This window comes from Elizabethkingia sp. YR214, assembly GCF_003058195.1.
In the GTDB taxonomy this organism is placed as follows: Bacteria; Bacteroidota; Bacteroidia; order Flavobacteriales; family Weeksellaceae; genus Elizabethkingia.
On the sequence record NZ_QBUH01000002.1, the window covers coordinates 127,336 to 151,238 of the forward strand.

Annotated in this window: 26 protein-coding genes; 18 read left to right on the forward strand and 8 right to left on the reverse strand. The window is 35.8% G+C overall.

Annotation, left to right across the window (positions count from 1 at the left end; all coding sequences use genetic code 11):
- Positions 1–87 precede the first annotated feature (87 nt).
- On the forward strand, positions 88–1,074 hold the full coding sequence (locus C8J95_RS03700) for an AraC family transcriptional regulator (protein WP_107808803.1): 987 nt from the start codon (positions 88–90) through the stop codon (positions 1,072–1,074).
- A gap of 18 nt (positions 1,075–1,092) precedes the next feature.
- Here the strand turns inward: C8J95_RS03700 and C8J95_RS03705 are convergent, their stop codons facing one another.
- Entirely contained in the window at positions 1,093–2,070 is a 978-nt protein-coding gene (locus tag C8J95_RS03705; protein ID WP_107808804.1) for a helix-turn-helix transcriptional regulator, read from the reverse strand.
- A gap of 248 nt (positions 2,071–2,318) precedes the next feature.
- Between C8J95_RS03705 and C8J95_RS03710 the strand changes: the two genes are divergently transcribed.
- The 11 genes from C8J95_RS03710 to C8J95_RS03760 all read left to right on the forward strand — a co-directional run bounded on the left by C8J95_RS03710 (position 2,319) and on the right by C8J95_RS03760 (position 13,037).
- Entirely contained in the window at positions 2,319–3,140 is an 822-nt protein-coding gene (locus C8J95_RS03710) for a siderophore-interacting protein (RefSeq protein ID WP_107808805.1), read from the forward strand.
- 6 nt (positions 3,141–3,146) lie between these two features.
- Positions 3,147–4,499: an MATE family efflux transporter gene (locus C8J95_RS03715; protein ID WP_107808806.1), complete on the forward strand. Its 1,353-nt coding sequence runs from the start codon at positions 3,147–3,149 to the stop codon at positions 4,497–4,499.
- A 55-nt stretch (positions 4,500–4,554) separates the two neighbouring features.
- A complete protein-coding gene (locus C8J95_RS03720) occupies positions 4,555–6,675 on the forward strand; it encodes a TonB-dependent siderophore receptor (protein WP_107808807.1) in 2,121 nt (706 codons plus the stop codon).
- A gap of 54 nt (positions 6,676–6,729) precedes the next feature.
- Positions 6,730–7,920: a PepSY domain-containing protein gene (locus tag C8J95_RS03725; RefSeq protein ID WP_107808808.1), complete on the forward strand. Its 1,191-nt coding sequence runs from the start codon at positions 6,730–6,732 to the stop codon at positions 7,918–7,920.
- 189 nt (positions 7,921–8,109) lie between these two features.
- Positions 8,110–8,694 carry a TIGR00730 family Rossman fold protein gene (locus C8J95_RS03730; protein WP_107808809.1) on the forward strand — a complete coding sequence of 195 codons (585 nt, stop codon included), beginning with the start codon at positions 8,110–8,112 and terminating at the stop codon, positions 8,692–8,694.
- Positions 8,695–8,846: 152 nt separating this feature from the next.
- Complete coding sequence (locus C8J95_RS03735) at positions 8,847–9,335, forward strand: GNAT family N-acetyltransferase (RefSeq protein WP_107808810.1); 489 nt, start codon at positions 8,847–8,849, stop codon at positions 9,333–9,335.
- A 3-nt stretch (positions 9,336–9,338) separates the two neighbouring features.
- Positions 9,339–9,818, forward strand: coding sequence for a MarR family winged helix-turn-helix transcriptional regulator (locus tag C8J95_RS03740; protein WP_107808811.1), 480 nt, complete (start codon positions 9,339–9,341; stop codon positions 9,816–9,818).
- A 366-nt stretch (positions 9,819–10,184) separates the two neighbouring features.
- Entirely contained in the window at positions 10,185–10,751 is a 567-nt protein-coding gene (locus C8J95_RS03745) for a DUF4256 domain-containing protein (RefSeq protein WP_107808812.1), read from the forward strand.
- Between the two features lie 113 nt (positions 10,752–10,864).
- Positions 10,865–11,311: a GNAT family N-acetyltransferase gene (locus C8J95_RS03750; RefSeq protein ID WP_107808813.1), complete on the forward strand. Its 447-nt coding sequence runs from the start codon at positions 10,865–10,867 to the stop codon at positions 11,309–11,311.
- A gap of 63 nt (positions 11,312–11,374) precedes the next feature.
- Positions 11,375–12,109, forward strand: coding sequence for a YggS family pyridoxal phosphate-dependent enzyme (locus tag C8J95_RS03755; RefSeq protein ID WP_107808814.1), 735 nt, complete (start codon positions 11,375–11,377; stop codon positions 12,107–12,109).
- Between the two features lie 142 nt (positions 12,110–12,251).
- Positions 12,252–13,037: an alpha/beta fold hydrolase gene (locus C8J95_RS03760; protein ID WP_107808815.1), complete on the forward strand. Its 786-nt coding sequence runs from the start codon at positions 12,252–12,254 to the stop codon at positions 13,035–13,037.
- Positions 13,038–13,092: 55 nt separating this feature from the next.
- Here the strand turns inward: C8J95_RS03760 and C8J95_RS03765 are convergent, their stop codons facing one another.
- Together C8J95_RS03765 and C8J95_RS03770 are read right to left on the reverse strand one after the other, a co-directional pair.
- A complete protein-coding gene (locus C8J95_RS03765) occupies positions 13,093–14,103 on the reverse strand; it encodes an NAD-dependent epimerase/dehydratase family protein (RefSeq protein WP_107808816.1) in 1,011 nt (336 codons plus the stop codon).
- 65 nt (positions 14,104–14,168) lie between these two features.
- The gene (locus tag C8J95_RS03770) at positions 14,169–14,744 is read right to left on the reverse strand and encodes a Crp/Fnr family transcriptional regulator (RefSeq protein ID WP_107808817.1); all 576 of its coding nucleotides are present in this window, start codon (positions 14,742–14,744) and stop codon (positions 14,169–14,171) included.
- 169 nt (positions 14,745–14,913) lie between these two features.
- Between C8J95_RS03770 and C8J95_RS03775 the strand changes: the two genes are divergently transcribed.
- Positions 14,914–16,476 carry a hypothetical protein gene (locus tag C8J95_RS03775; protein ID WP_255412710.1) on the forward strand — a complete coding sequence of 521 codons (1,563 nt, stop codon included), beginning with the start codon at positions 14,914–14,916 and terminating at the stop codon, positions 16,474–16,476.
- A 165-nt stretch (positions 16,477–16,641) separates the two neighbouring features.
- Here C8J95_RS03775 and C8J95_RS03780 read toward each other — a convergent pair whose 3' ends face one another.
- Positions 16,642–17,334 carry an HAD family hydrolase gene (locus tag C8J95_RS03780; RefSeq protein WP_107808818.1) on the reverse strand — a complete coding sequence of 231 codons (693 nt, stop codon included), beginning with the start codon at positions 17,332–17,334 and terminating at the stop codon, positions 16,642–16,644.
- A gap of 75 nt (positions 17,335–17,409) precedes the next feature.
- On the opposite strand from C8J95_RS03780, the gene C8J95_RS03785 reads away from it, so the two are divergent.
- On the forward strand, positions 17,410–17,985 hold the full coding sequence (locus C8J95_RS03785; RefSeq protein ID WP_107808819.1) for a Crp/Fnr family transcriptional regulator: 576 nt from the start codon (positions 17,410–17,412) through the stop codon (positions 17,983–17,985).
- A 1-nt stretch (position 17,986) separates the two neighbouring features.
- On the opposite strand, the gene C8J95_RS03790 is transcribed toward C8J95_RS03785, so the two are convergent.
- Positions 17,987–18,961 carry a DUF6624 domain-containing protein gene (locus C8J95_RS03790; protein WP_107808820.1) on the reverse strand — a complete coding sequence of 325 codons (975 nt, stop codon included), beginning with the start codon at positions 18,959–18,961 and terminating at the stop codon, positions 17,987–17,989.
- A 180-nt stretch (positions 18,962–19,141) separates the two neighbouring features.
- Here C8J95_RS03790 and C8J95_RS03795 point away from each other — a divergent pair, with 180 nt between their 5' ends.
- The 3 genes from C8J95_RS03795 to C8J95_RS03805 all read left to right on the forward strand — a co-directional run bounded on the left by C8J95_RS03795 (position 19,142) and on the right by C8J95_RS03805 (position 21,560).
- Entirely contained in the window at positions 19,142–20,824 is a 1,683-nt protein-coding gene (locus C8J95_RS03795) for an ATP-dependent endonuclease (RefSeq protein ID WP_107808821.1), read from the forward strand.
- A 113-nt stretch (positions 20,825–20,937) separates the two neighbouring features.
- The gene (locus tag C8J95_RS03800) at positions 20,938–21,051 is read left to right on the forward strand and encodes a ClbS/DfsB family four-helix bundle protein (protein ID WP_255412711.1); all 114 of its coding nucleotides are present in this window, start codon (positions 20,938–20,940) and stop codon (positions 21,049–21,051) included.
- A complete protein-coding gene (locus tag C8J95_RS03805; RefSeq protein ID WP_107809019.1) occupies positions 21,036–21,560 on the forward strand; it encodes a GNAT family N-acetyltransferase in 525 nt (174 codons plus the stop codon). Before C8J95_RS03800 ends, C8J95_RS03805 begins: the two co-directional genes overlap by 16 nt.
- A gap of 143 nt (positions 21,561–21,703) precedes the next feature.
- On the opposite strand, the gene C8J95_RS03810 is transcribed toward C8J95_RS03805, so the two are convergent.
- From C8J95_RS03810 to C8J95_RS03820, 3 genes are read right to left on the reverse strand one after another with little or no spacing between them, the layout of a single operon-like run.
- Entirely contained in the window at positions 21,704–22,072 is a 369-nt protein-coding gene (locus tag C8J95_RS03810) for a DUF1304 domain-containing protein (RefSeq protein WP_107808822.1), read from the reverse strand.
- Positions 22,073–22,082: 10 nt separating this feature from the next.
- Positions 22,083–22,505: an organic hydroperoxide resistance protein gene (locus tag C8J95_RS03815; RefSeq protein ID WP_107808823.1), complete on the reverse strand. Its 423-nt coding sequence runs from the start codon at positions 22,503–22,505 to the stop codon at positions 22,083–22,085.
- Between the two features lie 4 nt (positions 22,506–22,509).
- Entirely contained in the window at positions 22,510–22,944 is a 435-nt protein-coding gene (locus C8J95_RS03820; protein ID WP_107808824.1) for a MarR family winged helix-turn-helix transcriptional regulator, read from the reverse strand.
- Positions 22,945–23,231: 287 nt separating this feature from the next.
- Between C8J95_RS03820 and C8J95_RS03825 the strand changes: the two genes are divergently transcribed.
- Positions 23,232–23,894, forward strand: a complete 663-nt coding sequence (locus C8J95_RS03825; RefSeq protein ID WP_107808825.1) for an NAD-dependent epimerase/dehydratase family protein — start codon at positions 23,232–23,234, stop codon at positions 23,892–23,894.
- Positions 23,895–23,903 lie beyond the last annotated feature (9 nt).

Genomic DNA, 23,903 nt, shown 5'->3' on the forward strand with positions numbered 1-23,903 from the left:
TAGAATTAGTTTAATTAAATTTACAGCGGCAAAATTAGTTGTTGATACCGTGAAAAACTTTTGAGTATAGGATAAATACTTTTTATTTTGGGAGAAACTGGACAAGAAGATATAATAGCAAGGCAGATTTTGGATTTCTTCGTAGAAGATAATACAGGGCATAGACATGAGGTTTTCACAAATGATATTGGAAATTTTGAATCGCTTACTTTATATAATGGAGATGAATTTTTGGTAAAAGAGTATGCTTCTTGTTATAGCACTGACTATACAATGAAATTTCATATAGAAAAAACTAAATACATTGAACTGGCTTTTTTTCTGGAAGGTGAGGAGATGATAAAAGATAAAGTAAACGGAAATCCCGGAACTTATAAATTACTACATCATTACATTTACTTTACGCCGGGAGAAGCCGATGTCGAGATTTATTTTAAAAAAGATATCAGTTACAAACATTTGGATATCTATGTATCGCGGGACTATTTCCATAAACTGGCTGAAAGTAACGAAGCACTCAAAAAGTTTATAGATAAAGTAGATATGGAACAATCTGCAAGTCTTTTTCCGGAAGGGCTTCCTATTACGCCACAAATGATGAGTATCTTACTGGAGATAAAAAGATGTGACCTGGAAGGTTTTTATAGGGATTATTATATAAAAAGCAGAATATTGAGTTTGCTGCTACTTATTTTTGAATTTGCTAAAAACCAACAAGATGATAATACAGTGAATAGTAAGCCAGGCATTAGCCAGGGCGAGACCCAGAAGTTGTTAGAAATAAAAGCATTTATAGAAGATAACCTGAAATCATTTTATACCATCGAACAACTTTCCCTAAGATTTGGTATTAATGAGTTTAAGTTAAAGAATGGTTTTAAAGAGCTATTTGGGGATGGTGTTTTTCATTATGCCTCTAAGCTCAGAATGAAAGAAGCGCTGCATTTACTTAAAAATTCAGAATTGTCCATAAAAGAAATTGCCTATCATTTAGGATACGGATCGCCATCTTCCTTTAGCGTTGCTTTTAAAAATGAAGTAGGAGTAGGGCCTAGTTATTACCGCAGAAACTAATTTATTTCAGAAACAAACTTATCTTTTCATAAAGTTTTTCAGTTCGGTAGGTGTCTGGCCAAAATGCTTTTTGAAAGCCGTTGAAAAGTGCCTTGGGTTTTTGTAGCCTACAGTCATTGCTATTTCGTTTATATGAAGTGATTCTTCTAAAATCAGTTTTTTTGCATTCTGCATTTTAAGACTGCTCCAATAGTTGAAAACAGTAGTATTAAATACTTCTTTGAATCCTTTTTTCAGCGCATATTCATTGGTTCCGAACCGATGGGCAAGATCTATTAGTGAATGAGTTTCTGCAATATGCTGCTCGATAAAATCTCGTATAGCATACATTTTTTCACATTCAGATTTAGAAAGGCTAATCTGGTCATCCGGTGTATTGATCTGTTCCAGCTGTAAGAGTAAGAGTTCAATAGTTCTGGCTTCCAGAAACATTTTTTTATAGATCCCGGTGCGTTTACAATTTAATATTTCCCTTATGGTATGATGCATTTCCGGGGTTATTATAAAATGTTGTGGCAGCATAAGCTGCATGTTTCCTTTATCCATCATTGTTCTGAAGCGTTCAAATAACGTTGAATCATCCGGAAGATACTTTTTGAAAAACGAAGGCAGAAAGTTTATTTCAAAGATCTGGATATTACCCTTGTCCCACAAAAAATGTCCTTTCATTTGATTGGCATACATAATATTGTGATGGTAAGATTCAAAGCTGATGCTTTCACTTTCTCCTTTTATAGATGCTGTACTATTTCCCTGCAGTGCAAAATGAAGTTCTACGCTTTCTGTTTCTGCTTCAAAGCGTATAAGTGCAGGCTGACCCAGTTGAAGATCTCCGTAGCCAATATGTATCCCGTCAAAGGATATTTCGCGATATGATCCACGGATAAAAGCATGGTTTATATAGCTGATATTCTCACTCAGTGTTGTTCCTGTAGCATTAAACTCCTTTCTGATGGAAAGGTCTGGTAGATCCCTATGGTGAAGTAGTGTTCTCATATTATCTGCAGTTCTGGTGTAAAACTCCTTTTTGCGGAGTTTTTACTCCGTTATTGAAACATCCTGCGAAAAGGAAAGCTTTAGTTTTGCAAAGTTATTTATAATTAATCTAAATAAAAACAGGTTTTAAAAGATTATTATCATAAAAACAGAAACAGAATCCAGATTCTTATGATAATAATAACCAAGAGATTTTATAAAAACAGAATATATAACTCCGATTTTTTAACACAATTAAGAAATGTACAATGAAGAAACAAGAGTTCAAAACGATTAGAGAACAATTAAGGGTAAGCAGAAAGGAGTATATCACACCGCATTACATAAGAATTTATCTTACGGGTGATAATATAAACGCATTTACAAATACCACTATTGGTGTCAATAATAAGATCCTTATTCCACCAAAGGGACTTCAGGAAATTCACTTTCCGGAATATGATTATGAAGCCATGAAGTGGAAGCCCCAGCCAGATGAAATTCGCCCTTTTATCCGTACTTATACCCACAGAGGAATTGATACGCAAAACCAGGAAATCTGGATAGATTTTGTAGCGCATGGCGATGAGGGACCTGCATCTGCCTGGGCAGCAAAGGCCGAAAAAGGAGATGTATTAGGGGTGTTGATGCATGACGGAAAAACAGAGCTGTATGCTCAGGCCGATTGGTATCTTTTGGCAGGAGATGCAACAGCAATTCCTGTGCTTAGTACTATTCTGGAAGATCTGCCAAAAACGGCAAAAGGAGTTTGTATTATAGAAGTTCACGGAAAGGAAGATGAACACAAAATAGATACCCGGGCAGATATAGAATTTATCTGGATATATAACAAAAATCCACAGAAAGGAAGTTTACTGCCAGAGGTTGTAAAGCAACAGGATTTTCAGGAAGGACAACATTTCGGATATGTAGCTGCTGAATTTAGCTCTGTAAAAGAAATACGAACCTACCTTAGAAAAGAAAGGCAATGGAAACAGCAGCAGCTTTATGCTTATTCCTATTGGAAGTCTGGCGTTGCTGAAGACAAAAGTGCCACAGAGAGACATCAGGAAAAAGATTCAATACAATAGATTACAATGAATCAGCAGAAGTCTATCATATTGCATTCCAAATTGCCCTCTGTTATGTGGCAAATGTCATGGCCTGCGGTAATCGCTATGGTATTATACGGACTCAATAATTTTCTGGACGGAATTTTTGTAGGGCACCTCATTAATAGTACAGCACTCGCGGCAGTTGGAATAGCCTATCCCTTGGCTCAGTTTGCGCAGGGATTCGGAACTCTTATTGGTACGGGAATAGGCTCTGCCATTAGTATATGGATAGGTGCGGGAGACCAGCACAAGCTGAATAAATCCCTGGGTACTGTTAATTTTCTGGCCATATTATTTTCTATCGTGGTCACCATTCCCTGTTATATTTTCGCCAAAGATCTGGTGTATATGATGGGTGGACGGGGCGAGATAGGAATCCTGGCTGCAGAATATTTTAGGGCTACTATTCTGGGAACTTTTTTCTGGATTTACGGATTAGCTCTAAATATGATTATTCGTGCAGAAGGCCGTATGAAAACCGCAGCGTGGATGATCGCAGTAGGTTTGGTGGTAGATGTTATACTAAAACCTGTTTTTATAGATACGTTTGGATGGGGAGTGGCTGGTGCAGCATGGGCAACTAATATATCCATGATTATTTATTCAGTACTCGGAGTTTGGTATTATGCCGGAAAGAAAGCCTCTTTCAGTTCCAAATTCTGGTCGTGGACACCGGACAAAGCAATCATTAAAGAAACGATGTCCCTCGGGATGCCTGGTTTTATTATGATGGTTATGATTGTTGTCCAAAACATTGTCATCTTCAATGTATTTGCAAAGTATGGTACAGACAAAGACATAACCTTTTTTACAGCTGTCAACAGATTCTATATACTGCTTAATACTCCGTTATGGGGACTTATGCGTGCCCTGCAGCCCGTTGCTGGGATGAATTACGGAGCAGGAAAATATAAACGGACAATTTCCTCTTACCGTTTGTTTTCAGTCACGGGATTATGTATCCTGATTCCGTTCTGGCTTTTTATTATGTTTTTCCCGGCAGATGTATTATCGGTAATGCTTCCTTCAATGAAGCTTACTGCAGTACAGCTAACAGATTTTAGAATTTATATGAGCGTTCTTCTGGCATTGCCATTTACTTTTATGGCGCTTGTATGGTTTCCTTCAATAGAAAATGCAAAACCAGCCACGCAGATCAGCATATTGCGTCAGCTTGTCTTTTATATCCCGGTTTTACTTATTGTTCCGCGTTTCTTCGGGGTCAGAAGCATCTATGTTGCTTGTGCAGGGATCGACTGGCTGGTATTTTTTATAATCCTATTGGCTGTTTATAAAAGTTCGAAAAGACTACGAATGAATTTAAAAGCAGCCTGACGACTACAGCATTAAAAACACTACAACTATTATTTTTTACAGAAACAGATATATTATGATTAAGAGAATTACCCATTTGTCGGTATTGGTAGCGCCTTTATTCTTCTATGCCCAGCATACGAAGTCCGATACGACAAGTGTAGGAACGATTCAGGAAGTGAGTCTTCAGGGAACTAAAAGTTTCAGAACCAAAAAATCCGAAACTGTTGCGAGGCTTCCTTTGGAGAACCTTGAGAACCCAACAGTTTATAGTGTGGTACCGAAGGAACTGATTAGTGAGACTACAGCAATAGACTTCAATACCGCAGTAGCAACTGTTCCGGGAGTGGTTGTGAATAATGGGGTTAATGATAGTGGAAATGATATTTTCCTCAGAGGTTTTACAAGTAATGCCAGCTTTAGAAATGGACTGGCTATAAACCCAAGAACACAGACCGAAATTAGTAATATCGAAAGGATAGAGGTGGTGAAAGGACCCTCCGGAACTCTGTTCGGCGGGACGATGGCCAAGTATGGCGGAGTAGTGAATATCATTACGAAAAAGCCACAGGAAAGATTTGGAGGATTAATAACCTATACTACAGGTAGCTGGGGAATGAATAGAGTGACAGCTGATGTAAATACACCTCTGAACAAAGAAAAAACAGCTTTGGCCAGATTTAATTTTGCTACTTTCTCTCAGGATTCATTTCAGGATTCAGGATTTAGCAAAGGAACATTCTTTGCCGGAAGTGTTGTATATAAAGTATCGGACCGTTTGAAGATAAGCTTTGATGCCGATTATTATGCACCTTATAAAACGATGAATGCTTTTGTCCGAAACTCTGGTGTTCTTACTATAAAATCGCTTAAAGATCTTACCAGTGTGCACGACCGTTCGTTTACAAGTAACGATATCGGATCCCGAAGAAATGTCTTCAATACCATGGCAGAGGTAGAATACAAGATCAATGATCAGTGGACATCCAGAACCTCTTTTCAGAGAGGGGAGTCTGTAGAAAATGAATCTATTTTCCTTGTGCTTACTTATCTGGATAATAATACTGTAAGAAGAGGTATCAGACCCTTTGATATGTATAAAATTACCACCAATAATATCCAACAGAACTTTGTTGGTGATTTCAAAATCGGAAAGCTAAGAAACAGAATGGTTGTTGGAATTGATTATTTTCTACAGGATTCCAAGAATCAGTATCCGATGTTCAAGAATAATGTATTCGCGGTTTATGACCAGGTAAAATTAGATGATACTACGCCTTGGCAGGGGATTTCCAGAAGTGGAGTCAATAAACTAGAGAGAACAGCTACCAATAACCAAACCGATACTTTTAGTACGATTAGTGGATATGTATCCGATGTACTGGATGTTACGCCAAACTTACATGTAATGGGAAGTTTGAGATGGGATTATTACAATAGTGATCCAAGCCTGGAAAATGGGGTGAAGAATACCAAAACCGAATTCTCAAAATCAGCATTTTCCCCAAAATTTGGTGTGGTGTACGAAGTAGTTAAAGATAAAATTTCAGCATTTGCCAACTATGTAAACGGATTTACATACAATGCACCTTCACTAAATCAGAATGGTGTAATGGAAAAATGGGCTCCCGAAAAAGGAAATCAGTTTGAGTTCGGGGCTAAATTCGATGTACTAAATAAAAAGCTTCTGGCAACGATCAGTTATTATGATCTTAGAGTGACTAATAGACTTATTGCTACTCCGGATGGTATTGGAAGCTACCAGGACGGAAAAACCATGAGCCGTGGTATAGATGCTGAGGTGATTGTAAACCCTGTATCCGGGCTTAATATTATTGCCGGATATGGTTATAACGATAATAAGTTACAGGACAGAAGCGCAAATGATGGTAAAAGACTAATATGGACACCTAAACATGTCGGTAACCTTTGGGCTAGTTATAAGTTCCAAAGCGGTGTTGTAGAGGGCTTAGGACTTGGGATAGGAGCCAATTTTGTAGATAAAACCAAATTGGATTATGTATCGGGATATTTAGTTCCTTCTTATGTTAATCTAGGAGCTACGATATTCTATGACAGATCCAGATACAGAGTCGGCTTGAAGCTGAATAATGCGAGCAATACCACCTATTGGAATTTCTACGGACAACCCCAGAAGCCGAGGGAGATATTAGCTAACTTTTCTTTTAAATTTTAAATTTTACTTTTCCGAAGCCTGTTGTTAGCCAATAGGTTTCGGTTTTATTTCAGCATGGACAAAGACTTACATATACTACAAAAGAAACATCACAAAAAAAGAGGAAAAACATTATTAAAAAAAATTACAAGCTGGCTGCATTTATGGTTGGGGCTGATATCTGGTTTAATTGTTTTTGTTGTTGTACTCTCAGGGACTTTATTTGTTTTCTGCGACGAGATTATTGATTTGGTCGCTGGCAGCGATAAATATACAGAGTACAGAGAAGGACAACAGAAAATGGATGCCGATGTATTAATAGCAGAGTTTAATGCGCGGCATAAAGAAGAAGGAAGAAAAGCCTTTTATATTGATGAGTATAAAGATCCTGAAAGAAGCTTTAGGATTGCCTCCGGAGTTAAAAGGGGTGGATTCTCCTATACTTATGTCAATCCTTATACCGGAAAAGAAATCGGAAGTACAATGGCTTACCGTTTTTTCTATGTTATAGCCCATATACACAGCCAACTGTTATTAGGTGGATTTGGAAAAACAGTAGTGGGAATCGCTTCCATTATATTTTTTATTCAGCTTGTGGGAGGGCTTATTCTCTGGTGGCCACAAAAATGGACAAAAGCAACCAGAACATCTTCTTTTAAATTTAAAAGAGGAGTAAAATGGAAGCGCCGAAATTACGATCTGCACAATGTATTAGGCTTCTATGTTGTTATTCCGGCTCTATTTGTTACCATTACAGGTCTTATTATGGCTTATGAGGTACTGGAGAGCTTTGCCCAGAAATCCTTTGGCGGAGTGCCTGCAACCGAGGCACGTAAATTATCTAAAAAGTATGAACCGGCTTTTGTTGAAGGAAAAGAATTTATTACAATGCAGGACGCCATAGAGATTACCAGAGTAAGACATCCGGATAATAAACAGATTAGGGTAAGTTTCTTTGGTGGTGATGATGCTACTACGTATTCTATTCTGACAGGGAAATTTATTGGACTGAAAAGCGTAATAGACGGCTACAATATAACATTAGACAGATATACCGGAAATGAAATAGCAATGCCGGAGGTTTTGGAGAATCATGAAAAAATAGAGCACACTAATTTCGATTTGCATGTTGGTTATTGGGGAGGTTATATCGGAAAGACTATAACATTTGTTGTAGGAATTATCTGTTCCAGTTTACCCATTACAGGTGTTCTTATATGGTGGGGAAGACGAAATAAGAAAAAACCTGTTGCTGTGGTTAAATAATTGATCCATTTTTTCAGAATTAAATGCCATATTAAAATCGCTTAATACAGCTCTGGCCGGGAAATCTTTTCCCGGCTTTTTTGTAAATTGCAGTAAAGATTATAGTATTAATCTGAAGTAAAACAAAAAGGTAAAGTTCATGTTCCGTATAAATAGGGAAGAGCTTTATAATAAATCAGGAAACAACAAATGGATAGAAAAATAAAAAGAATAACAGTTTTTTGCGGATCGAGTTTTGGTACAGAGGCTGTATATGAAAAACAGGCTTATGAATTGGGAGAAGCATTGGCAAAGCAAAATATAGGATTGGTATATGGTGGTGCTAATGTTGGTCTGATGGGGACTGTTGCCAATGGTGTTATCGAAAATAATGGCGAAGCTATAGGAGTATTGCCTCATTTTCTGAAAGGGAAGGAAATTGCTCATGAAAGTCTTACAGAGCTTATTTTAGTTGATACCATGCATGAGCGTAAAACTAAAATGAATGAATTATCCGACGGAGTAATTACACTACCGGGTGGCTTCGGAACACTGGAAGAGTTTTTTGAAATGCTTACCTGGGCACAGCTGGGATTACATCAGAAGCCAATAGGAATTCTCAATATCAATGGGTTTTATAATGAATTGCTGGCATTTGTTCAGACAATGGTAAGTAAAGGTTTTTTAAAAGAGATTAATCAGGAAATGCTACTCACAAGTGATTCAATAGATGAATTATTGGACATGATGAAAAATTACAAAGCGCCTGAGGTTAGCAAATGGATTCAGAAATAAGAAATCTAAACTACAATAGACTTTAGTCAGTATATCCCAGACTAAATCCAGGTTTTCCAACTCATATGATAGTATATAATTATGTTAAAAATTAATTTTTATTTGTAAATATGTATTCAACTACGTAGTTTTGTACTTAATAAATAAATACAATGAAATTAGATATTCAATCCATAGGAGATTCCTATTCAGAACAGCTTGTAGACCTTATTCTGACAATTCAGCAGCAGGAATTTAATATTCCTGTAACCATACAGGATCAGCCGGATTTGATTAAAATTGAAAGTTTTTATCAGGCTTCCGGAGGAAATTTTTGGGGTGCTTTTATCGATGGGGAATTGGTTGGTTCTATTGCTATCGTGAAATTTGACGAAAAAGCAGGGGCAATTCGCAAGATGTTTGTTAAACAAGAATTCAGAGGTAAAGAATATAATGTCGCTCAGATTTTATTGGAGACTTTAATATCATATTGTAGTGACAATCATATTGATGACATATATTTGGGGACAGTATCAGTACTAAAAGCAGCACAACGTTTCTATGAGCGAAATCATTTTACGAAAACTGACAAAGAGAGCCTTCCGGTAAAGTTTCCGTTAATGAGTGCTGATGATGTTTTTTACCACTTAAAAATTAATTAAAATATGAATGTAATTAATGAAGCAGGAATCCTGGCGATATCCACCAGGCTCCATCGCCTCAGTGAACAATTGAGAAAGGATGGTGCCCTGATTTATCAGACTTTCGGAATTGACTTCGAGCTCAAATGGTTTCCTGTTATTTTTACAATCTACAAGAAAGAAGTGGCAGGTGTTGTAGAGATTGCAAATGAGATTGGTTACACTCATCCCTCTACAATAAACCTTTTAAAAGAACTGGAAAAAAAAGAGCTGATACAATGGGAAAAAGATAAGCAGGATGAACGCAAAAGATTATTCATGCTTACTTCTACAGGAAAAGAACTTATTGAGAAAATGCAGCCGGTATGGGAACTGATGTCAAAAATACTGGGTGATATTGCAGACAATGAGAATAATCTGCTGAAGGCTATAGATGAGGCTGAAGAAAAAATTGCCAGTCAGTCTTTCTATCAGAGAGCATTACAACTTAAAAATTCAAAATAAATAATACTATATCTGACTTTAAATTGAAAGCCATTGCTAAGTTCGATTAAAATATATAATGTGAAGTATTTATAATAGTATTTTACATTGAAAAAATCAGTTTTTTTTAGAGCCCTGTCACAGTATAAAGCTATGGCGGGGTTTTTATTGTACTTTAATACAGCCTTGTCAAGGTTTCAAATCTTGACAAGGATTAACAAAAATGATTAACCTCTTTATTCTCTAAATACTAGAAATAATTTTGTCATAAGATTAAATCTTTGCGCTCTGAAAAACAGTAGAATACTAACATAATTTTTGTGGTTATAAGCCTTCCAAATAATTACATTTGTATAATTATCAGTTAATCACAAAATAAAAACTTATATGAGCACCCGTAAAAATGTATTATCGGCAGATCAAAAAGAAGCATTATTAAAGAGCCTTAAAACCCGCTTCGAAAAAAATATTTCACGCCATAAAGGACTGGATTGGAATAAAGTTCAGGAAAAATTAGAAGCTAGTCCCGCTAAATTATGGTCGCTGAATGAGATGGAAAGAACAGAAGGAGAACCCGATGTCGTAGATTATAATACTAAAACAGGTGAATATATATTTTATGATTGCTCAGCAGAGAGCCCTAAGGGTCGCAGAAGCCTTTGCTATGATCGCGAAGCCTGGAAAGCCAGAAAAGAACACAAACCAGAGAATACTGCTATTGATATTGCTAATGAAATGGGTATTGAGTTATTAACTGAAGAAGAGTACAGATTATTGCAGGAATTGGGGAAATTTGATTTGAAAACTTCAAGCTGGATAAAAACACCTGCCAATATTCGTGAACTTGGTGGAGCTGTTTTTTGTGATCGCCGCTACAATACAGTATTTCTTTACCATAACGGTGCTGATTCCTATTATGCTGCCCGAGGATTTCGAGGGGTACTAAGAGTGTAATGTTCCGTGGATAAATAGTTGATGAATTTTCTGGATCAGATATTATATTAATTCTGGACCAGTTTGGTAGTCCTGTTAACTGATACTTTTGCATCAGAATAAAATATTTAACTATGGATTACAAAATTACAAAAGCAAGTCTTGAGGACTTAAATGAAGCAGCTGAACTATTTAATCTTTACCGTGTTTTTTACAGACAGGAATCTGATGTAGAGAATGGAAAAGCTTTTCTGAAAGAAAGATTCCTGAATAGTGAATCCGATATCTTTTTGGCAATAGCAGATGGTAAGGCTGTTGGATTTGTTCAGCTTTATAAGCTTTTTCATTATACAAAACTGCAAAAGCAATGGTTACTAAGCGATTTGTTTGTTCACCCGGATTACAGAGGGAAAGGACTTTCGGTTGCATTGATAGACCGAAGCAAACAATGGTGTGAAGAAACCGGAGCTTGCGGACTGATGCTGGAAACTGAGAAAACAAATGATATAGGAAATACACTATATCCACGTTGTGGCTTCGAGTATGATGGATTACACAATTACTACCACTGGTGGAAGTAAAATATAAATGGCGGATCCTTATAGTCCGCCATATTTTGTTTAAACCTTAATAAGTTAATTAAAATGCTGGATCAGATTAATCATAACCTACAAAATATTCTCCAGCGGATAGAAGCTGCTTGCAGCCGTAGTAACCGAAATCCGAATGAAGTTCGGCTGTTACTGGCTACAAAAACAGTTTCCGCTGACCGTATTAAGCTTGCATTGGAAGCAGGCTGCACACTTATTGCTGAAAATAAAGTTCAGGAGCTAAAAGAAAAATATGAAGCTTTAAAAGAAATACCTCATACCAACCATTTTATTGGGCACCTGCAGACCAATAAAGTAAAAGATATTCTGAAATATAATGTAAGCTGTATCCAGTCACTTGACCGCATAGACCTGGCAGAAAAATTACATCAGCGTTTAGTATCTGAAAACCTGACAATGGATGTATTGGTTCAGGTGAATACATCCGATGAAGAAAGCAAATTTGGTGTACATCCCGACAAGGCATTAGAGCTGGTTAAACAGGTTTCAGAATTAAGCGCTCTGAAAATAAAAGGATTGATGACTATAGGTCTTTTTAGCGCAGAAACAGAAAAAGTGAGAACATGTTTCCGGTTGTTAAAGAATTTACAGCAACAGATTATATCTCACAATATCCCGGGGGTAGAAATGAAAGAACTGTCTATGGGAATGAGTGGAGATCTGGAAACAGCGATAGAAGAGGGGGCAACAATAGTAAGGGTGGGAACAGCAATATTTGGACAGCGTATTTATCCTGATGGTTATTACTGGAATGAAGATAAAGTATAGTATATCAAAATTCAGATAAAGTGAAGCAAAGAATTTATGTTCGTAGGCTTTTTCTTGTTCTAAATATATGGATTGATTGAAGCTCTGTAATTAGAAGTAAGCTGTATTATGGCTATCTTTGCTGTCACAGATAAAGGAATTTATGATACACGATTCAGAAGCTTTTACAGCTATTAATGGTAAAAAACTATATACTGAATTTGTCAATGAATATAAAGATCGTCCGGTTCTAGTTTTTTTACATGATAGTTTAGGAAGTACACAGTTATGGCGGGATTTTCCACATCAATTGGCGGCAGCCGCACAATGTAATGTACTGATATATGACCGTTTGGGATATGGGAAATCGGATCCAATGCCAACACATGAAAGAGCAACATATTATATGGAGACGGAAGCAGATGTTTTACATAAGGTATTGGCAAAATCTGGTATTACTGATGCTATTTTGTTTGGGCATAGTGACGGAGGTACCATAGCATTACTTACAGCAGCTAAATATCCTGAAAATATTAAAGCCGTAATCTGTGAAGCAGGTCACATATTTGTGGAAGATGTGACTCTGAAAGGAATTTATGAAGCGATGGATGCTTATACAAATACCAATTTGTCACAGCGTCTGGAAAAATATCATGGTGACAAGACCGAAACACTATTTCGGGCATGGACAGAAACCTGGACAAGAGCTGATTACAGAGACTGGAATATTGAACATTTCTTATCAAATATTACTTGTCCTTTGCTATTTATTCAGGGAGAAAATGATGAATATGGAACAATGGATCAGGTTGACAAAACAATTAATCAGGTAAGCGGGCAATCTGAAAAATATATAGTACCAGGGACAGGACATACACCCCATAAAGAATCACCAGAGCTTACATTAAAAGTTGCGAAATCATTTATTGATAGTGTACTAGCAGATTAGTTTGGATAGGAACAGATCAGCCTAGCAGGCTGATCCGTATATATGTTGATTGTGTTTACAAAAGCTCTTTATGCTCCATCAGGTAAGCAAAGGATTCTTTCAGAATCTGTTTTGGTTTTTTAGGATTAAAACCAAGCTCATTTCGGGCTTTAGAAATATCAAAATTTTGCTGCAAGCCAGAGAACATTGCAATGTCTTTTATGGTAAGAACAGGTGGTTTTCCTTTAAGTTTTGCCGAGAATTGCATAATTCCTGCAAGAGTATATAATATAAATTTCGGAACAGCAGCAGGCTTTTTTAGCTGAAGTTCCGGATATAGTTTACCTGCCAGAACCGTTGTGTCAGTAATGGTCATACATTGTTCATTAGCCAGAATGTAGCGTTCCCCGGGACGGCCTTTTTCTGCAGCCTGAAAACAACCTTCTGCCACATCTTTTACATCAACCCAGTTTAATGTAATCCTTGTATCCATAGGAATTTCCTTGTTCAGTATAAGTTTTAGGATGCCATAAGAAACATTTAACGGGAAAAAAGCTTCACTTCCAATCATTGCTCCGGGCATTACGGATATTAATTCTATTCCCAATTCATCTGCCAGCTTCAAGGCCAGTCTCTCACCGTCATTTTTAGAATTGTAATACATATCCCGTCTGTCGGGATTATAACCATTGCTTTCTTTGGTCGGTAGCTTTGTATAATCCAGCGCTGCAATAGAGCTTACATATACAATCCGCTTTACACCAGCCTCTGCAGCTGCTTCTATGGTATTACGGGTTCCTTCTATATTCACATCGTAGATTTCCTTTTCAGGGTTTTTCGCCCATAATTTGAATGAGGCACCAACAGCATAGAATGTTTCAACGCCCTGCAAGGCTTTCACAAAAGAAGCTTTATCCGTAATGTTGGCCTGAACAACTTCGCAGTTCAGTCCCCTAAAAGGTTCTTTATTTTTAGTGTTTCTAACTGTGGCCCGTACCGGAATACCTTTTTTTAATAATAAACGCACCAGATTGTTTCCCAGATGTCCGTTGGCTCCGGAAACCAGTGCCAGATTATGATTACTCATGTGTAGCTGATTTTAATTGATGCTGCAAAGTTCAGCGTTGCAGATTCGAAATCACTTCACAAATGTTACCTAATCACTTGTTTGCGGATTCGGCTTAAACTTTTAGGATTCATGCCCAGAAATGAGGCGATATATTGCAGGGGGACATTCTGGAGGATATTTGGATATTCTTTAATTAGTTTCAGATAACGCTGCTGTGCAGTAAGTGTAGCGAGTTCTTTGGAACGGTTCTCGTTGTAGGAGATTGATTGTTGGAATACTGAAATACTGAAATCTTTAAAAGCGGAACTTTTATCAATCAGTTTGTCGAGATCGGTTTTGGTAATTCTTAGCAGCTGACAATCTGTTATACATTCTAGATTTTCATCTGACGGCGTTTGGTTGATATAATTGAAATAAGACGTAATAAAGCCTGGCGGACAATTGATATGCGTTGTCATTTCTTCACCTTTTTCATTCTGATGAAAAAGCCTTACATAGCCCGAAACAATAAAATAGAGATACTGAGGAATCTTTCCTTCCGCTTCTATGCACATGTTTTTGTTATAGACAACAGGTTCGAAATAAGATGCACACCATTCTCTTTCTTTATCAGAAAGTATTACCCGTTCTGTAATAAGCTGAATAAGCTTTTCGTACATGATACAAAGGTATAGGAGAATTAAGAGTTGACTTGGACAAAAGTACAATTTAAAAGATAAACTATATCCTTATTCCTGAATAATAGAAGCGTCCAGACTATTTATATGCTAAAATAATTTCGTAGTTTCGGGATTCTATACATATCAATTATAGTTTATAATTCAAATAATGATGAAGCGAGTAAAATATCAGGATATAAGACATCTACTGCCCGAAGATACCAATTATATAAACGAAAGGTATTTTGATGCCGAAGAAGCATGGGTATTACGCCATGAAGGAGATTTGGTATTAGAAAAACCGCTGGATCTGGACAATTCTTATTCCTATTTCTTTGATGGAGAAGAGCCCGAAGATTTATGTTATTTTATCTTCGTAGAAGGAAATGTTAAGGCGGGTAATATTTACAATAATGAAACCGATGGTTCCACCGGACTTGTTGTTATGGGAAATCTTACAGCAAATAATATAGTTGTGGGTGGCCAGGAAATATTTGTAGCGGGGGACCTTATTGTAAATCAGCTTTTCTGGGGTGATTACAATCACGGTGAATTACAGGTAAGAGGCTCTATCCAGGCAAAGGTTTTCATCAATACAGATTATGGAGTAGACTATAAGCGCTTTGAAGAGCATACAAATATTTTCATAGAACATTTACTATGGGACGACTTCGAAGATGATTATGAAGACGACGAGCATATTCGCCAGTTACTGCGCCCTGAATATTTGCTGTCCGCAGAAGATCTGGCAGAAGAGGAAATCTATTCCTGGAAAGATTGGATTTTCGTTTCAGGTTTAATGAAAGCTATGGAGCAAGACCTTTCTGTATTACAGGACAATGTGAAACCTTACAAAAGACCGGAAGAGGACTTTTCATTTTTCTTTGAAGATAATATCGTTAGTGAAAACAATTTGAAACGTTTCCTGGATAGTGATATTCTTGTTGGAAAGGCTCCTGTGGAAGGCGAGAGTTTTGCTCTGGAATATTGGGATGGTCCTGTATTCCGCAGAATTTTTACTATTATTGGGAGTCCCGAAACAACAGCTGTATATTTCCAGTACGAAGAAAAATTTGCCTGTATGGCTTACTTTACAGAACACCAGAATATGCTGGGTAAACTAACCGGAAAAAAAGAATACCGAGTAGAACAGGCCTATAAGATTTTTCCGGAAGACAAGTGGTTGGTTCTGGATAAGAATGCATCGCAGGAGTTTCAGGATTTTATGAATACCCAATGGAATGTATTTTTGTGGCAATATTCAGAAATGGTTCACCTCAAGAATTTGTTCAGAAAAACAGTTACCCGTGAAAAGTTAGAACGAATACTCAATCTGCCATTGGTACAGGAAAAAAGTAAGCAATACTATACAGACGATGCATCCCTTGATTTAGGTTCATTGCATTTACAATTCCGACAAGAAAATTCTCAGGAAGATTATGGCAGCCGTATAAGCGTTATCCGTCAGGAAAATGGAGATGAAGATATTTTTAATTTCTGGCATTTCGATCTTGTAGAAACTGTAGATGGCAGGATAGCTCCGGTATTGTTTAGCCAGGATGACAACGATTATGAGTCTAAACTTTACGAAGTATCTGCTACGGCTGTTAATAAATATAAGAACGCTATCCGATACTGGAACAGACTGGAAAGAAATATTGACAGTCTGAATGAAGCTTATCTTCGCGGAGAACTAAGCCTTGTAAACGATGAAGAATCAGAAGAATCTTAAAAATATAGCCCTGTCAGAATCCTTGACAGGGCTTTTTAGTATTAAGGCACAAAATTTTACCATTTAGGTATTAAGATAATTATACAATAGAGACCTTAATAATCTTAATTTCTTAATGGTTTATATTGCAGTACGGTTGGGAAAAAGGCAAGTACTCTTTAAAAGCTAATCCAAATATTCCAATACCTGATCTATTCTTTTCAGTTCCATAAAGTTCTCATGCTGAAGGGTAGACTCGTGTTGTTCGTGCGCCCATGTAATATGATACGGAATATGCGCTGCATACCCACCCAAATCTAATACGGGTAATATATCTGATTTCATAGAATTTCCCAGCATCAGAAAGCTATCCGGTTCGCAGTCCAGATGCTTCAGTAGTTTTGTATAATCACTAATCTGCTTGTCACTCATAATTTCTATATGGTGGAAATAATCTTGTAAGCCAGAGTTTTTAAGTTTGCGTTCCTGATCCAGAAGGTCTCCTTTTGTGGCAACAACTAGTTTGTACTTACCACTAAGGCTTTCCAAAGTATGCTGAACACCATCTAATAATTCAATAGGCTTTTGTAAAAGTTCCTGACCGAGTTCAATTGTTTTATTGACAAGGCTAATTGGTGCTGTATTTCCGGATATTCTGCCAATGGTTTCAATCATGCACAACATGAAGCCTTTCACACCATACCCATATAAATGGAGATTTTTCATTTCCGTTTTGAATAATTCCTGAGAGACAGAATGATGCGGCAAATAATCCTGAAGCATATCACAAAACTGTTTTTCAGTTTCCTGAAAGTAAGGTTCGTTTATCCAAAGTGTATCATCAGCATCAAAAGCGATTGTTTTTATCTTGCTTTTCATTTTAATTCGTAATTTTCAGGCTCAAAAATAGGAAACAGAATCCATTTGATAAAGGACATTTGTCCTGATAATAATATGTTGCGTACCAATCAGTCATTTTTAGCTTATACAGCACAGCTTTACGAAGAACAACAACGTAAAGAAGATATCGTTATAAAAAACTTTCCTAAGGGCAGCAAACTGCTGGAACAGGGTGAAGTACCTACCAGAGTAATGTTGATAAAGGAAGGTATAACCAAATGTTTTGTAAAAGAAGAAAATGACAAAGATTATATTCTTGAATTTCTTGGGAAAGGAGAAATTATTGGAGAAATAGAACTATTGCGGAATATTCCGTGTCTGTGTAGTGTTGAAGCTGTAACAGATGTTAGTGTTTTTGCCTTTTCTATTCCTTATTTCCGGGCACTCCTCGCAAAAGATCTGGGGCTTAATAATCATTTATTAGATGTTTTTTCCGAACGTATTGTCAATACTTCAACCCGAGCATCTTATCAGCAATTATACACAACAGAACATAGCCTGCTGCGTTTACTCGAATTGCAGTCTCAATTGGAAACTCCAATTACCAAAGAAGATATGGCAGCTTATCTTGGGGTTAGTATACGCAGTCTGAACCGTACATTAAAACAGCTGGAAGGCCACAAAAAATAGACTACATGCTTTTATTTTTTGAAAGCATTTCGACTCTTTCCTTATACAGCTTTTCTATTCGGGGTAAATCTTTTTTATAATCTTCAAGATTCCAGGAAAGCCCATCTTCCTGCAGATCGTCGTTTAATGGATCCAAACCAATTTCTTTTCTTAGTTCATCCACTTTTTCAGGATTTTCTAAAGGAATTATATAGGATGTTTCAGGATTTTTTGTCATAATTTTTTGTGTTCCGTAAACCTGTTTTTTTCCTTGATTCATTAAAATTCTGTCCGTTAAAAATGCCAAATGCCATGGCTCGGCGTCTCCTTTTATAACTGCGTCTTTAAGTGTGGGCAAATATTTGGATTGTACAGCCAGATCATCTATATGTTGTATCCCCAGAAAGAGTGTTTCATTGGCTTCTTTTCCGATCTTATCTTTTCCAAGCCAGCCGTATTTATTAACTGTTTTTGCAACAATATCCGCACTCTCAAGATCAATTTTTTTCATTTTTTCGCGTGCTGATTTTACCAGATCATTATCGTCTGTGTAAGTTTTTTTCAGTTCCTGATAGACCAATCTGATACTTTGATCTTTGCTTTGTACCTCAAGTAATTTTAATCGGACATCGTTATTGTATTTTGATTTTTTAGCTTTAATCTGATGGGTGAATTTTTTCCAATTTCCCAGATGATGTAATGCCGAGAAGTTTTTATCAGCCAGAATCGTATCAATAAAATAATCTTCTGAGATTAAACTGTCAAGGTTTTTGAATGCATCCGGATACTGTTTTTTCTTGATATTTTCAATGGCGTTGTTGTAATAGGGGATATTTTCTTTAAGGAAAGCTCCCCATACCTTATCTCTGGTCTGATCGAACTTTAAATTATCATTATTCTTTAAAAAAATAATTGACTGATCTACTAGTTGTTTTGAGTTTTGGCTGTATGTAAAACTGATAAAAAATAATAAGATAATTAAAAATCGAATTTTCATGGGATATGGTTATGTGTACAAATATAGAGAATGAGTGGTAATTCTCCGTTGTGGGACTTGTTTTTATTTTGTATATACATTAAAATATGCAATTTATTAGAATTAATAATTTTATATATGTAAATAAATTGTGGGTATAATAAATTTTGTGCATATTTGGAATGTAACTTAATATTAATTATGAAGCCAAGATTTTATATTAAAGAAATTTTGTTTAATGATAATTCAAAAATTTGTTTTGAAAAAAATGATATAGTTGTATTTGTTGGTCCTAATAACGCAGGTAAAAGTGCTGCTTTAAAGGAGTCTGCAGAACAGATTAAAGCTACTAATAACTATACAAAAGTTGTTAAAAAAATAAAGATAGGGAAAGAAGGTGAAAAATATGATTTTAAATCTTATATTGAAAAAATATCGATAAAAAAGAAAACTACTAATCCTGAAATATATTTTCAAGGGCTTGGATATGATATATATTCTCCAAGCATTGAGAATCAATTAAATGATTATGAAAAGGTAGGGATTGGGAATTTATTTCCAATTTTTGTAAATATATTAAATACAGAACAAAGACTCTCATCAGCAAATCCTCCTCCAAATATAAGGTTAATAACAGATCCTATTAATCATCCAATTCATTTTTTACAAAAAGATGATGAAATTGAGAATAAATTCAGTGGTTATTTTAAGCAAGCATTTGGTACAGATCTTATTGTTCATCGGAATGCCGGGATGGAAGTACCTTTATATGTTGGAGAGAAACCCATTCTTCAAAATGGAGAAGACAGAGTTTCAAAAAATTATATTGAAGCTTTAGAAAAATTAGATTTACTACATAAACAAGGAGATGGAATGAGGAGTTTTGTAGGTATTCTTTTGAATTCTTTTATTGCAATTCATGATATTTTGTTTATAGATGAACCTGAAGCTTTTTTACATCCTCCTCAAGCAAGATTATTAGGTAAAATGTTAGGAAAGGATTTGCCATCTGAAAAACAATTGTTTTTGGCTACTCACAATGAGGATTTTTTAAAAGGACTTCTAGAAGCCAATTCATCTAACTTAAAGATAATACGTATAAATAGAGAGGGAACTGTAAATTCAATAAAAGTATTAGACAGTATTGATATTGATGCAATATGGAATGATTCACTACTTAGACATTCAAATATTTTAGCTGGATTGTTCCATTCAAAAGTTGTTATTTGTGAGAGTGATTCTGATTCTCGTTTTTATTCTGCAGTTTTAAATTCACAATTTGATGGAGGAGCTAATCCTACAACAGATATTTTATTTATTAATGTAGGAGGAAAGCACAGGATACCAGTAGCAATAAAAGCTTTGAACAAATTAAATGTTTCTATAAAAGTTATTTCTGATTTTGATATTTTGAACAATATTGAACCTCTTAAGATTATATATGAAGAATTAGGTGGTGATTGGAGTGATGTAAATAAAGATTGGGAGTTAGTTAAATATGAAATTGAAAATAAAAGGCCTGAATTTTTAACAGAAGATGCTAAAAATCAAATTAATGACATTCTGTCATCAATAGATGAGAGAATCTTTCCAAAGAAAAAAATTGTTGAAATAAATAAGGTTTTAAAAAAATCTTCGCCTTGGACAGAAGCCAAAGAGATTGGAAAAGCTTTCATTCCAAATGGAAATGCAATGCAAGCATTTAATAGAATTCAAACTAAGTTTATTAAAAAAGGTCTTCTAATTCCTGAAGTTGGGGAACTAGAAAGTTTTGTAAAAAGTGTAGGAAATCACGGGCCGAAATGGATTAATAATGTATTAGCTAAAGATTTAAAAAATGATCCTGAATTATCTGATGCGAGAGATTTTGTAAATCTAATATAATACATGTGTAAATTATATCTTTAAAGTACTTTATAATAGTTGCTATTTTAAAATTTTAATTTGTGACATTTTAGAGAAGTCTATATGTGCAGAGGAAATGACATTGTATTAAATTGAATAGCCCAGCCTGGTGTGCTATTCAATTTAATACGGCATCACCTTATACCAATGCCAGAGGAAGAATCAGGAAATGGAAGAAAGAAAAGAACTTATGGACCCCATATTAGAAACAGAAAGACTTTTGCTTAGAGAACTTACTCCTGATGATGCAAAAGATTTCTATAATTTGAATTTAAATCCGAATGTTATAAAATACACGGGAGATAAGGCTTTTCGGAGTATCGATGAAGCCAAAGAATTTTTGGAAAATTACCAGGATTATCGACTCAACGGATATGGACGTTGGGCAGTAATTAACAAAGATAATAATGAATTTTTGGGGTGGTGTGGATTAAAATATAGCAGTAGCACCAACGAAACAGATATTGGATTCCGCTTTTTTGAACAATACTGGAATAAAGGTTTTGCCACTGAAAGTGCCCGAGCATGTATTGATTATGGCTTTGAAAAACTTAAGCTTACTAGGATAGTTGGGAGAGCAATGTTGGAGAACAAAGCCTCAGTAAATGTACTAGAGAAACTTGGTCTGCAGTATTTAGAAGAATTTGATTTTGATGGTCATAGAGGTGTAATCTATAAAATAGAAAGTAGGCTCCTCGGTACTATAAATTATTGATGCAGGATTATTTTTATCATTTTGTTATTTAGGAAATTTAGCAAACAATACAAAGAGTTACTTCATAATTGAAAATGTCATAAGAAAAGCCTTGTCAAAGTTTCAAACTTTGACAAGGCTAAATATATAGTATAATGAACAATTTATCTCGAAAGCAGTACAAATACAAGAGCTAGCAATGCCGGAACAGCCTGTACAAAAAAGATCTTTTTACTGGCCGTAACAGCACCGAAGATTCCGGCCACAGCTACACAACCCAGAAAGAATAAACGTACATTATTACTCCATTCCGGATTTTCTATAAGAAATGACCAGATTAGACCAGCCACCAGAAAGCCATTGTATAAGCCCTGATTAGCAGCCAAACCTTTGGTAGGTTTGAACAAATCATGAGGTAAAGCGCGCCCAAAGGCTTTTTTACCAGCCGTTTCCCATGCAAACATTTCCATCCACAAAATATACAAATGTTCTATTGCTACAATAGCAGTAAGGATAATAGCGATGATCTGCATTTCTTTGGTATTAATTGTTAGATACTGTAAGTTTTACCTCTATATTTCCTCTTGTTGCATTAGAATATGGACATACCTGATGTGCTTTTTCAATCAGATTCTGTGCTTCTTCCAATGTAACTCCCGGTATGTTTGCATGAAGCTCAGCTTCCAAACCAAATCCACCATTTTCAATCTGGCCGATACCTACTTTTGCCGTTACTGTTGTTTCACCAGTTTTAATCTTTGCTGTCTTTATCACCAGATTAAGAGCACTGTCAAAACATGCTGCATAGCCAGCTGCAAATAACATTTCCGGGTTGGCATATTCATCATTGGCTCCGCCTAAGGCTTTTGGATAACGTACTTCCAGATCTAAAACTCCGTTGTCACTTTTTACATGTCCGTTTCTTCCGCCGGTGGCCGCAGCACCTATGGTATACAATGTTTTCATTTTTTTACTGATTTAAAGTTGTTAATATTTTTTCGATTGTTTTTTTTAATTGCATAAGTTCTTCCTGAGGAACTTTCATATCTTCAAAAAGTTGCTTCGGAACGCTGGCCGCTATTTTTTGGAGGTTTTCACCTTCAGAGGTCAGTTTTATTTTTACAATTCGTTCATCCTCTTTGCTTCTTTCCCGGATAACTAATTTTTTTTGTTCCAGACGCTTTAGTAATGGTGTAAGCGTACCGCTGTCCAGGTATAGCTTTTCTCCTAACTGAGAAACGGATTGTTCCCGATGTTCCCATAGCACCAATAGTACCAGATACTGCGGATAAGTTACATCCAGTTTGTCCAAAAGCGGACGGTATCGGTTTATGATTTCCTTGGAAAGTGCATATACCGGAAAACATATCTGATTGTCTAGCTTTAGTTGTTGCAGGTTTTTCATTTCTTAATTTCTTATACAAATTTATCAAAATTAAATTGCACACAATTTAATTTTGATTATTTAATATTATTTCCCCGATTGATATTTTGTATATACTTTGTAAAATATTATTAACAGGAAGTTTATCGATCGGTAATAAGTTTCATAATTGCCGCAATTTGTTTAAATAATTAATGTTGTGGTTATTTTACTTTTGCTTTACATCGATAAAGCATAAAGTAATACAAAACATAGATGTGAAAAATTAAATGAGAATAATTAAATTTGATTAATAACAAAAATACAATATGAAACTAAAGGTCATTATAACCGGAGCAACAGGAATGGTAGGCGAGGGAGTATTACAGGAAAGTATCAGTAACCCTAATGTCGAAAAAATTCTTTTAATTAACCGTAAGCCTAGCGGTTATACCCATCCAAAGGTTGAAGAAATATTGCACAGTGATTTTAGTAATATCTCAGCATTGACTAGTCAGGTTGAAGGATATGATGCCTGTTTTTTCTGCCTTGGAGTTTCTTCTATAGGAATGAATGAAGAACAATATACCAAAGTTACTTATAATCTGACATTGGGATTTGCTAAAACTATGGCAGAAGTTAATCCTCAGATGACCTTTTGCTATGTTTCCGGTGCCAGCACAGACAGCACCGAGAAAGGAAAGCAAATGTGGGCACGTGTGAAGGGTAAAACTGAAAATGATCTGATGAAACTTCCATTCAAAGGTGTTTACAATTTTCGTCCAGGTTTTATGAAACCCGCCAAAGGAGCTAAGAATATAAAAGGGTTTTTCAAATTCATCAATGCAATTTATCCAGCTCTAAGGGCTATAAACTCAACTTATTTCCTTACTCTGGAAGAAGTTGGAAAAGCGATGATTAATGCTGCATTGCGTGGCTATCCAAAACATGTATTGGAAGTAGGTGATATTAAGAAACTCTCAATTGGATAATTTTATAAT

Bases quoted from the DNA above. Each gene is read 5' to 3' on its own strand.
- C8J95_RS03705 (WP_107808804.1), bottom strand. From the start codon at position 2,070: ATGAGAACACTACTTCACCATAGGGATCTACCAGACCTTTCCATCAGA.
- C8J95_RS03710 (WP_107808805.1), top strand. From the start codon at position 2,319: ATGAAGAAACAAGAGTTCAAAACGATTAGAGAACAATTAAGGGTAAGC.
- C8J95_RS03715 (WP_107808806.1), top strand. From the start codon at position 3,147: ATGAATCAGCAGAAGTCTATCATATTGCATTCCAAATTGCCCTCTGTT.
- C8J95_RS03720 (WP_107808807.1), top strand. From the start codon at position 4,555: ATGATTAAGAGAATTACCCATTTGTCGGTATTGGTAGCGCCTTTATTC.
- C8J95_RS03725 (WP_107808808.1), top strand. From the start codon at position 6,730: ATGGACAAAGACTTACATATACTACAAAAGAAACATCACAAAAAAAGA.
- C8J95_RS03730 (WP_107808809.1), top strand. From the start codon at position 8,110: ATGGATAGAAAAATAAAAAGAATAACAGTTTTTTGCGGATCGAGTTTT.
- C8J95_RS03735 (WP_107808810.1), top strand. From the start codon at position 8,847: ATGAAATTAGATATTCAATCCATAGGAGATTCCTATTCAGAACAGCTT.
- C8J95_RS03740 (WP_107808811.1), top strand. From the start codon at position 9,339: ATGAATGTAATTAATGAAGCAGGAATCCTGGCGATATCCACCAGGCTC.
- C8J95_RS03745 (WP_107808812.1), top strand. From the start codon at position 10,185: ATGAGCACCCGTAAAAATGTATTATCGGCAGATCAAAAAGAAGCATTA.
- C8J95_RS03750 (WP_107808813.1), top strand. From the start codon at position 10,865: ATGGATTACAAAATTACAAAAGCAAGTCTTGAGGACTTAAATGAAGCA.
- C8J95_RS03755 (WP_107808814.1), top strand. From the start codon at position 11,375: ATGCTGGATCAGATTAATCATAACCTACAAAATATTCTCCAGCGGATA.
- C8J95_RS03760 (WP_107808815.1), top strand. From the start codon at position 12,252: ATGATACACGATTCAGAAGCTTTTACAGCTATTAATGGTAAAAAACTA.
- C8J95_RS03765 (WP_107808816.1), bottom strand. From the start codon at position 14,103: ATGAGTAATCATAATCTGGCACTGGTTTCCGGAGCCAACGGACATCTG.
- C8J95_RS03770 (WP_107808817.1), bottom strand. From the start codon at position 14,744: ATGTACGAAAAGCTTATTCAGCTTATTACAGAACGGGTAATACTTTCT.
- C8J95_RS03775 (WP_255412710.1), top strand. From the start codon at position 14,914: ATGATGAAGCGAGTAAAATATCAGGATATAAGACATCTACTGCCCGAA.
- C8J95_RS03780 (WP_107808818.1), bottom strand. From the start codon at position 17,334: ATGAAAAGCAAGATAAAAACAATCGCTTTTGATGCTGATGATACACTT.
- C8J95_RS03785 (WP_107808819.1), top strand. From the start codon at position 17,410: ATGTTGCGTACCAATCAGTCATTTTTAGCTTATACAGCACAGCTTTAC.
- C8J95_RS03790 (WP_107808820.1), bottom strand. From the start codon at position 18,961: ATGAAAATTCGATTTTTAATTATCTTATTATTTTTTATCAGTTTTACA.
- C8J95_RS03795 (WP_107808821.1), top strand. From the start codon at position 19,142: ATGAAGCCAAGATTTTATATTAAAGAAATTTTGTTTAATGATAATTCA.
- C8J95_RS03805 (WP_107809019.1), top strand. From the start codon at position 21,036: ATGGACCCCATATTAGAAACAGAAAGACTTTTGCTTAGAGAACTTACT.
- C8J95_RS03810 (WP_107808822.1), bottom strand. From the start codon at position 22,072: ATGCAGATCATCGCTATTATCCTTACTGCTATTGTAGCAATAGAACAT.
- C8J95_RS03815 (WP_107808823.1), bottom strand. From the start codon at position 22,505: ATGAAAACATTGTATACCATAGGTGCTGCGGCCACCGGCGGAAGAAAC.
- C8J95_RS03820 (WP_107808824.1), bottom strand. From the start codon at position 22,944: ATGAAAAACCTGCAACAACTAAAGCTAGACAATCAGATATGTTTTCCG.
- C8J95_RS03825 (WP_107808825.1), top strand. From the start codon at position 23,232: ATGAAACTAAAGGTCATTATAACCGGAGCAACAGGAATGGTAGGCGAG.